General features: G+C 71.7%; 1 protein-coding gene and 1 pseudogene. Both read right to left on the reverse strand.

Going from position 1 to position 1,355, the window contains the following annotated elements; all coding sequences use genetic code 11:
- Window positions 1–352, reverse strand: a pseudogene (locus G6024_RS10790) (serine/threonine protein kinase); the annotation flags it as partial.
- Window positions 349–1,355, reverse strand: a 1,007-nt coding sequence (locus G6024_RS10795) for a glutamate ABC transporter substrate-binding protein (RefSeq protein WP_235027864.1), incomplete at its 5' end; no start/stop codon positions are given. The gene G6024_RS10795 and the pseudogene G6024_RS10790, both read right to left, overlap by 4 nt.

The raw sequence follows: 1,355 nt of genomic DNA on the forward strand, positions 1-1,355 counted from the left end.
CCGGGCTGCTGCCGCCACCAGGGTCGGTGTCGGCGAGGAACCCGGTCATCGACGCCGCGCCGGTGGCCTCGACCGCCCCGGTCTCCGCCATGCTTCCCGAATGGACGTGCGGGCCCGTGGCCTCGAGCTGCCCGGTCGCCCCCATGGCCCCGGTGGCTTCCATGGCGCCCGTGGCCTCCATCGCGCCCGTCGCTTCCATGGCGCCCGTGGCCTCCAACGCGCCCGTCGCCTCGGTCAGTCCGGTCGCCGTGGCGGCCTCCGTCACCGCCACCGCCTCGGTCCGCATCGTGGCCTGCGTACCGACGCTGGGTTCGCCCTCCTCGAGCGGGTCGTCCCACTTCCGGTAACTCATCGCTGCTCCTCCGGCACGTACCTGGGCACCGGCATCCCGGGGTTGGGCCCCAGCCCGGACAACCACGTCGAATACATGCGGTTCCACGTGCCGTCCGCCCTGATCCGTTCGAGCGTGGAGTTGACCTGACGGACCAGCCCGTCGGTGTTGTCGCCCGGCGTGGACTTGGCGATGCCCACCCCGTACGGTTCCGCGTCGAGCTGCGGCCCCACGATCTCCAGGTACGGGTCCTGCGCGGTGATGCCCACGAGGATCGCGTCGTCGGTGGTGATCGCGTCCACCTGGTTCTGCTGGATGGCGACCAGGCAGTCCGCCCACGTGTTCACCGACAGCACCGTGATCCGATCCAACTCCTCCCACAACCGCGACGCCGACGTCGTCCCGGCGGCCACGCACACGCGCTTGCCCTCGAGGTGTTCGATCTCCGTGATCCCCGACCCGCGCACCGCCAGCACCCGCTGGTAGGCCTGGTAGTACGGCACCGAGAACGTCACCCGCTCGCGCCGTGCGCACGTGATGGACATCGACCGGATCACCACGTCCACCTGGTCGTTCTCCAGCGCCTCGAGCCGGTTCGACGACGTCAGCGACCGGAACTCCACCTGCCGCGGATCGCCGAAGATGTCCGCGGCGATCTCGCGCGCCAGGTCCACGTCGAAGCCGGTGAGTTGGCCGCTGGCCGGGTCGCGGAAGGAGAACAGGTTGGAGCCCTGGTCCAGTCCCACGATCAGTCGACCCCGCTCGAGGATCCGCGGCACCCGCTCCGCGGGGGTGGCGTCGTTCGGCCGCAGACTGGGCAGAGGATCGCAGCTCTCGTCGTTCTCGTCGGGCAGGCTGGCGGGGACGTCCGTGCTGATCACCGCGCCGGCGGGAAGCGGCATCACCGCGTCGATCTCCGGGATCCCCGCCCCGGCGATCCCGGCCGACTCCGCGGTCGCGTCCCGTTCCGGCCCGCCGGCGCCGGGGCCGCCCTCGTCGTCGTCGACCCCACACGCCGCCCCGA

Source organism: Dietzia maris (genome assembly GCF_014144855.1).
GTDB lineage: Bacteria > Actinomycetota > Actinomycetes > Mycobacteriales > Mycobacteriaceae > Dietzia > Dietzia kunjamensis.